The following is a 7,534-nucleotide window of genomic DNA, read 5'->3' as shown; positions in this document are numbered from 1 at the left end:
TTCACCGCGGGAACGTTCAAGTTCCGCAGTACTCCCAGCGGCTCCCTGCCGACGGACGAGGATCTGATGCGAACGATCACGGAGGGCATCTCGCGATCGGGCATGCCGTCGCACTCGGCTCTCTCCCTGGCGGACCGACGTGCCGTCATCGAGTTCATCAAGACCTTCTCGCCCAAATCGCAGCGGCAGAAGACCTCGGAACCGATCGACATCGGTTCGGTCCCCGACTACGTGGCGACGTCCGAATCGGTCGACACGGGCCGCGAGGCGTACGCCCTGATGCACTGCTCCAAATGTCACGGTGACCTGGGGCGCGGCGACGGCCCCTCCTCGGGAGTCCTCCAGGACAGCTGGGGCGACCCGATTCTCCCCTTCGATTTCACTTCCGGTCCGCTGAAGGGCGGCGCTACCGCGGACGCCATCTACCGGACTTTCGTGACCGGTCTCGATGGGACGCCGATGCCGTCCTACCAGGACGCAATCCAGGCGCAAGACCGCTGGCATCTGGTCTCTTATTGCCTGGAATTGATGAAGGGCCGGAGCTAGGGCCCGTAGGGCGACAACTACCCAGGGCGATCTCGCCCTAAGGAGAACGAAATGAGTTCAAAGCGATTGACCAGAGGTTCTGACCTTCGTCGGGCCACCCGCTGGCCAGGTGTGCTCGCCGGTATCGCCATCATCGCGATGGGTTTCAGTTTGGCAGTGAGTTGTACCGCAGTTGGGCCCGACGCGGCGCCGCCGGACGAAACGGGAGCACGGACGAAAGTTCCACCCGGAGAGCTCGACGACTATTACGGTTTCTTCAGCGGCGGGCACTCGGGAGAGGTGCGGGTCGTGGGCATGCCCTCAATGAGGGAGCTGAAGCGGATTCCGGTCTTCAACTACGACTCGGCATCGGGCTGGGGCATCACCAACGAGAGCAAGGCGATGCTCAACGGCATGTACGTCGGTGACACGCATCACGTGCAGGGCTCTTATACCGACGGCACCTACAACGGTAAGTATCTGTGGGTGAACGACAAGGCCAACAACCGGGTGGCTCGCATTCGGGTGGACCTGATGGAGACCGATTCGATCCTCTCGATTCCACACGCGCAGGGCTGCCACGGGCTGTTTCCGCAGCGCTATCCCGAGACGGAGTGGCTGATCATCAACAGCGAGTTTCGCACTCCGGTCGTCAACGATGGCCGCGGCGACATGCTGAACCCCGACACGTACGGCGGTGTGCAGACGATCATCGACGCCGAGACGATGGAGATCGTCGCCCAGGTCGCCGTACACACGAATCTCGATCTGGCCGCAACCGACTACGGCGGCAAGTACTCGTTCGCCACCTCCTACAACAGCGAGGGGGGAGCCACCATCTCGGAGATGCTGGCCAAGGACTCCGACTACCTGGTGGTGTTCAACTGGGACGCGATCAAGGCGGCCTTGGCCGCGGGCGACTACAAGGTCGTAGACGGCGTCAAGATGCTGGACGGCCAGCCTGGAAGCGATCTAACGCTCTATGTGCCGATTCCGAAGAACCCGCACGGTGTCAACGTCAGTCCCGATGGCAGATACGCCATCGCATCGGGCAAGGTCTCACCGACGGCAACCGTGGTCGCCATCGACAAGCTGGCCGCCGCCTTCGCCGGAGAGATCGAGGCCGCCGACACCATCGTCGCCCAGCCGCAGATCGGCCTGGGCCCCTTGCACACGACCTACGACGGCAGAGGCAATGCCTATACGTCGCTGTTCATCGACAGCCAGATGGTGAAATGGAACATCCAGAAGGCAATCGACCTGACCGAGAACCCGGTCGAGGGGGAGACCGCCGTGGTCGACCGGCTGGACATTCACTATCAAGTGGGTCACACCATGGCCTCGATGGCAGAGACGAAAGAAGCGGACGGAATGCTGCTGCTGTCGCTCAACAAGATCTCCAAAGATCGCTTTCTCAACGTCGGTCCACTCAAGCCAGAGAACGATCAGCTGATCGACATCTCGGGCGATACGATGCGGCTGGTCTCAGATAAATCAGCCTACATCGAGCCGCACGACTGCATCATCGTGCGGCGCGACCTCATCGAGCCGCATGTTCTGCATCGGGCGGTCCTGGAGGAGCATCCGGACGCGGTGGCGACGAGCTCGATCGAGAGGAACGGCAAAAAGGTGACCGTGCGAGTGACCGCTTCGGCTCCGGTCTATGGTCTGCAGGAGGTTGTGGTCAAGAGAGGTGACGAGGTCACGTTCATCGTCACCAACACCGACGAAATTCCGGATCTGGCGCACGGCTTCGCGATCTCCAACTACAACATCAATTTCGTCGTGGGTCCCTTCCAGACGAAGTCGGTGACGTTCAAGGCGGACAAGCCGGGAATCTTCTGGATCTACTGCACTAACTTCTGTCACGCGCTGCATCTGGAGATGCGCATGAGGTTTGTGGTAGAGGCCTAGATCGCATCGGGAAAGGAAACGGATTCCATGCGCGGCGGTGCGACACTGGCTCTCGTCACCGTGCTGGTTGCCGGGGGGGCCCTTACTCCGGCACCAGCACCGGCTCAGCTCCACTTCGGCGAGCAGCAATACGCGTACGAGCTCCACGATGTCCTTCCCGGCGCCGAGGAGTTCGTCCGTGGCGGGAACCACTGGAGGGCCTACGGTCCCCCAGTTGAGACAGAAGCTGAGGCAGTAGATGAGCTGGGGGATGAGGCCGGCGAACGGCCTCTGCTCGGGTTCGTGTTCCTCACGGATGACTTAGTGGAGGTCCCCGCCTACTCCGGACAGACCATCAACACACTGGTCGGACTGGACACCGCGGGAACCATCACCGGTCTCAAGATCGTGCGCCACTCCGAGCCGATCGTCTTGATCGGTCTCCCAGACGAAGTCATTCACGCCTTCGTCGACCAGTACATCGGCTTGAATATCGCCGACCGGATCATCATCGGCCGAGGCACCAAGGAAGGTTACGTCGCCGTGGACGGCATCAGCGGTGCGACCGTCACCGCGGTGGCCGAGAACGCCACGGTTCTTGAGGCCGGTCGGCTGGTTGGCCGCACCGAGGGTTTCATCGAGGCCTCACAGATCAGAGTCGATCGGCCCTCGATGCACTACGAAGCACTGACCTGGCGCGAGCTGGTGCGCCACGGCAGCATTGGGAGCATCACCGTCGGCTCCGCCGTGCTGGGGCTGCCGAGCGATTCGGTGGCGGTCGATCTGCGCTTCGCCATACTCGACCCACCGGCGATCGGCCGAAACCTCCTTGGGGACCGCTTCTACAACGTGGTCCGGGAGAGGCTGGAGAGAGACGGCGGCAGCGCGATCTACGTCGGCGGCAATGGAGAGCTCTCGTTCAAGGGCGCCGGGTTCGCGCGCGGCGGTATTTTCGACCGGTTCCAGCTCGAGCAGGATGGCAAGATCTTCGTATTCGCGGACCTCGACTACATCAACCTTCCCAGGCTGGAGGCGAATGGCGCTCCGGGGCTGCGCGAAGGCGGAATCTTCTTCGTCGATCCGGAGTTCGATCCGGCGGCCCCCTGGACCTTCCAGCTCACCGTGCCGTATCGCCTCGAGGAAGAGAGAACGTACGAGACTTTTCTCGCCGACTACCGGTTGCCGGAGAGGTTCGTCGAGTCCGAGATGCCCTTCTGGGCGGCGCGCTGGGTGGCGCTCGCGCCCGGCGTCGTCTTCCTGACGCTTCTCATCCTCGGGACGGCCGTGGCGTTCGCTTTCAAGCAACGGATTCTCCGCCACCGCAAGCTGGTGCACGTCACCGTGGCCACACTGGCAGCCGTTGGCGCCGGGCTGGTCCTCAAGGCCCAGCCGAGCACGACCCAGATCCTGACGCTCGCCGGATCGGCGATCGAGCGGCGGTTTCCGGCCGCGATCTTCCTCTCGGAGCCCCTGATCTTCATCTTCTGGATCACTATTGTGATCTCTTTGTTCGTTTGGGGCCGGGGGTTTTTCTGCGGCTGGCTGTGCCCCTATGGGGCGTTGCTCGAGGTCCTGCTCAATATTTGGCAGGCGGTGGTCCCGGAGAAGGTGCGGCACAAACTGGAGGCCTGGGAACCGCCGACGTACTGGCGCTTCGGCAAGTACGTGACCTTTCTGGTGATCCTGCTGGTCTCGTTCTTCAACCTTCCACTGGCCGAGGCCCTCGACGAGGTAGAGCCTTTCAAGACCTTCGTCTTGAGACTGGTTCGCCCTGGCGCGTTCGTGGCGTACTTCATCGTGATCACCCTGGCGTCAGTCGTGAGTCACCGGTTCTTCTGTCGCTTCCTCTGTCCGCTGGGCGGGGCGCTGGCCATACCGTCTCGAAAACCCTGGCGCCCCCTCGTTCGCTACAACATGTGCAGCGACTGTAAGATCTGCGGGCATGAATGCGAGCCTCGAGCCATCTCGTTCGAAACCGGACGCATCGACTACCGCGAGTGTCTGCAGTGCTGGGATTGTCAAAACACCGCTCAGAACCATGCGAGGTGCCCCGAGTTGATTCTCGCCGCCAAAGAGAAACGGCCTCCCAGAGTGCTGACCGGCGCGCTTCTGCTGGCACTGTTGGTGGGGGCAAATCCGGCGGACGCGGCCCGAACCTGGAGATTGGGTCCCGGGACCGGCTCGCTACAGGAGGCTATCTCACGGAGCTCCGATGGCGACATCGTCGTCATGGAGCCGGGGATCTACCGAGAGCACCTGGTGGTGGACCGGCCCCTGACACTGCGAGGCGAGAAAGGCGCCGTCATCGATGGCGGCGGAACCGGCACACTGGTTCTGGTCGACGCGCCGAACGTAACCATCGAGGGCCTGACGCTGCGCAACTGCGGTCTCGATCTCGAGTCATCGCATGCGGGTATTCGCGTCGAGCAGGCGTCGGGCGGAGCCAGGCTTCTCGACAACGACATCGAGAAGTGCAGGTTCGGCATCTGGCTTCACGGTAGCGAGAACGCTGTCGCCAAAGGAAACCGGATTCAGGGCGTGGCCGAGCTACTGCAGGAACAGCGCGGTGATTGCATCCATCTCTGGAATGTGACCGGGGCGACGATCTCGGGCAACTCCTTGGCCGACTGTCGGGATGGGATCTACATGGAGCTGAGTCACGATTGCACCGTGACCGGCAACGACATCTCGCGCTCTCGCTACGCCGTCCATACCATGTGGTGCGATCGAAGCGTCTACAACGACAATCGAGCCCGCGAGAACCTGGTGGGATTGGCCCTGATGTTTTCGAGCGCGATCGAAGCTCGGGGCAACGTCCTGCACAACAACGCCACCCATGGAATGCTGCTCGTCCAGGTGACCCGAGCCGCGGCCGTCGACAACACCCTGGTCGGCAACACCAAGGGACTCTTCGTCTACAACTCCCTGTACAACGAGATCCGTTCCAATATCGTGGCGCGAAACAATCTCGGGCTGCACTACTGGGGCGGGTCCGAGGACAACGAGGTCCAGGACAACGCGTTCATCGAGAACCACATCCAGGTGGAGTTCGTGGCGGCGAAGGACCAGACCTGGGAGGGCAACTTCTGGACCGACTACAACGGTTGGGATCTCGACGGCGACGGCAGGGGCGAGGTCGCTTATCGGTCGAACACCCTGGTCGACGCTCTGCTGACGACGCATCCGCTCGCCAAGCTGCTGCTGACCAGCCCCAGCCTGCAACTGCTTGCCCTTGCCGAGCGGGAGTTTCCGATCATCAGCGTGCCGAAGGCGGTCGACCCCAAGCCTCGATCCTCTCCTTCGATGGCGGATTGGGAGCACGTTCTCCATCGCTACCCGGCTCGACCGGTGGACTACTTCGGTCCGCTCAGCAAATTGCCCCATCTTCCCGGAGAGCACCATTGATTCACCTGGAGGGAATCTCCAAGAGCTTCGGCGGTGTTCAGGCACTGGCACCGACCGATCTCGAGGTTCGCCCGGGCGAGCGTCTGGCCCTACTGGGCAGGAACGGCTCGGGCAAGACGACTCTCCTGCGGATGCTCGTGGGCCTGTCGAAGCCGTCGGGCGGCAGGCTACTGCTCGGCGGCGAGCGGCTGCGACCCGGAGGCTGGCGGGCGTTTCGCGGCCGGCTCGGGTTCATGCCCGAGAGGGTGGTATTTCACGAGAACCTGACGGGAGCGACAACACTCGGCTTTTACGCTCGCTTGCGCGGGGTCGAGGTCACCGAGGTGCGGCCGATGCTGGATCGAGTCGGACTTCGGGATGCGGCGGACAAGAAGGTCGGTGTGTACTCGAAGGGTATGCGCCAGCGACTGAATCTCGCCCAGGCACTACTCGGAGACCCGCGGGTTCTAGTCCTGGACGAGCCGCTCGAAGGTCTCGATTCCCACGGGGTGCGGCGCTTTTTCGAGCTCGTCGACAGGGTCGAGGGGCGGACGGTGGTGTTCTCCTCGCACCGACTCTCAGAGGTCTCGGGCACCGCGGATCGCATCTGCATCCTCAAGAAGGGCGTGGTGCAGGCACTCGGGACCGAGAGCGAGCTGCGCGGTGAGCTCGATCTGCCGTTGAAAGTGATCCTCCGATCGGCGCCGGACCTCGATCAGGAGCTGCAAGCTGCTCTCGGCCGACTCTCCACCGCCATCGTGGCCGGAAGAAACGGAAGCATCGTGATCAGCGTTCCGCAAGGCAACAAGATTCCTTTCCTGGCCGAGCTCAATACCTTTTCGGAAGCGATCGAGGAGCTGCGTTTCGAGGAGCCCACGCTCGAGGAGGTGCTCGCTGAAACCGACTAGCGCCGTCATCACCATCGCGCTCAGCGAGTTCGGAGACCGCCTGCGGAATCGGTGGATCTGGACCGTCGGCGCTCTCTTTCTTCTTTCCGCGTTGGCGATCACGTTCTTCGGCTCCGTGCCGGTCGGCGTCGCCCAGGTGCCTGGCGGAGGCGCGGTGCTGGCCAGCTTGATGAACCTATCGGTCTACCTGGTGCCGTTGCTGGCCCTGATTCTGGGCTCGGGAGCGATCGTGGACGAGAAGCGGCGCGGGACGCTCGATCTGGTGCTGGCGTATCCGGTGTCGCCCTCCGAGTACTTCGTGGGCTTTTTCCTGGGCCGCTGCGCGGCGCTGTGGCTGGCCCTGCTGTGTAGCTTCGTGCCCACAGGCGTCATCCTGATGGCGGCCACCACGATCGATCCGCTGGAGTATCTCTCGCTGGTGGTCGTCGTTTTGATTCTGGGCGCCGTATTTCTTGCCCTGGCTTTTCTGGTATCGATCCTGACCAAGGATCGCGGCAGGGGCGTGGCCTCCTCGATGCTGCTCTGGATCGTGGCTGTCTTCGTGTTCGATCTCGTTCTCGTCGGTGCCGTGGTGCTGCTTGGGGATCGTATTCCACCCGGCCTGTTCGGCTACCTGCTGCTGCTCAATCCCACCGACGTCTTCAGATTGCTCTGCTTCTCGTGGGTTGGCAGCGCGGCCTCGCCATTGGGGTTGGCGGCGATCTCGCCGCCATTCCCCACGGCTGTGCTGGCGGGCGTTTTGGTGGCCTGGACCATCGTGCCGCTGCTCGTCAGCGGACGACTTTTTCACCGGCGCCTCGGCGCCGACACTCTAGTGTGAGGCG

The 7,534-nt window shown here is 62.7% G+C and carries 5 protein-coding genes; all 5 read left to right on the top strand.

What is annotated here, in order from left to right; translation table 11 throughout:
- Positions 1–66 precede the first annotated feature (66 nt).
- Genes GY769_09780 through GY769_09760 form a run of 5 tightly spaced genes read left to right on the top strand, consistent with a single transcriptional unit; the run spans position 67 to position 7,530 of the window.
- Positions 67–546 carry a cytochrome c gene (locus GY769_09780; protein ID MCP4202212.1) on the top strand — a complete coding sequence of 160 codons (480 nt, stop codon included), beginning with the start codon at positions 67–69 and terminating at the stop codon, positions 544–546.
- Positions 547–597: 51 nt separating this feature from the next.
- Positions 598–2,439 carry a nitrous-oxide reductase gene (locus GY769_09775; GenBank protein MCP4202211.1) on the top strand — a complete coding sequence of 614 codons (1,842 nt, stop codon included), beginning with the start codon at positions 598–600 and terminating at the stop codon, positions 2,437–2,439.
- Positions 2,440–2,466: 27 nt separating this feature from the next.
- Complete coding sequence (gene nosD / locus GY769_09770) at positions 2,467–5,823, top strand: nitrous oxide reductase family maturation protein NosD (GenBank protein MCP4202210.1); 3,357 nt, start codon at positions 2,467–2,469, stop codon at positions 5,821–5,823.
- On the top strand, positions 5,820–6,710 hold the full coding sequence (locus tag GY769_09765; GenBank protein MCP4202209.1) for an ABC transporter ATP-binding protein: 891 nt from the start codon (positions 5,820–5,822) through the stop codon (positions 6,708–6,710). The genes nosD and GY769_09765 overlap by 4 nt, the downstream gene beginning before the upstream one ends.
- Entirely contained in the window at positions 6,634–7,530 is an 897-nt protein-coding gene (locus tag GY769_09760) for an ABC transporter permease subunit (protein MCP4202208.1), read from the top strand. Before GY769_09765 ends, GY769_09760 begins: the two co-directional genes overlap by 77 nt.
- Positions 7,531–7,534 lie beyond the last annotated feature (4 nt).

This window comes from bacterium, assembly GCA_024224155.1.
GTDB lineage: Bacteria > Acidobacteriota > Thermoanaerobaculia > Multivoradales > JAHEKO01 > CALZIK01.
Note: the sequence above shows the minus strand (reverse complement) of the source record. Positions and strands in the feature narration are given on the sequence as shown.

What these genes read in the sequence shown, in the direction of transcription:
- GY769_09780 (MCP4202212.1), top strand. Translation starts at nt 67, where the DNA reads ATGCGAACGATCACGGAGGGCATCTCGCGATCGGGCATGCCGTCGCAC.
- GY769_09775 (MCP4202211.1), top strand. Translation starts at nt 598, where the DNA reads ATGAGTTCAAAGCGATTGACCAGAGGTTCTGACCTTCGTCGGGCCACC.
- nosD (MCP4202210.1), top strand. Translation starts at nt 2,467, where the DNA reads ATGCGCGGCGGTGCGACACTGGCTCTCGTCACCGTGCTGGTTGCCGGG.